The sequence below is a fragment of the Zoogloea sp. LCSB751 genome (assembly GCF_002028455.1).
In the GTDB taxonomy this organism is placed as follows: Bacteria; Pseudomonadota; Gammaproteobacteria; order Burkholderiales; family Rhodocyclaceae; genus Zoogloea.
The window spans coordinates 1-261 of record NZ_MWUM01000308.1; the positions used below are offsets into that span (position 1 = coordinate 1).

Genomic DNA, 261 nt, shown 5'->3' on the forward strand with positions numbered 1-261 from the left:
AGTCGACCGGCGGACTCGCGAGTTCACTGCGTCAGGGCCTCGCCCTTGAGGTGCAACAATTCGCGAGCATGCTGCAGGGTGATCTCGGTAATCTCGACGCCGCCCAGCATGCGGGCGATTTCCTGCACCCGGCCCGCTTCGTCGAGCGGCTGAATGGCGCTCAGGGTCGAGCCATTGCGCGTCGCCTTGCTGACCTGCCATTGCCAGTTGGCCTGCGCCGCAACCTGCGGCAAATGAGTGACGCACAACACCTGGCGTTCG

Annotated in this window: 1 pseudogene; it reads right to left on the reverse strand. The window is 64.8% G+C overall.

The features are described 5' to 3' along the window. Nucleotides 1-23: 23 nt before the first annotated feature. Nucleotides 24-261 (reverse strand): annotated as a pseudogene (locus tag B4920_RS26750) (DNA repair protein RecN); the annotation flags it as partial.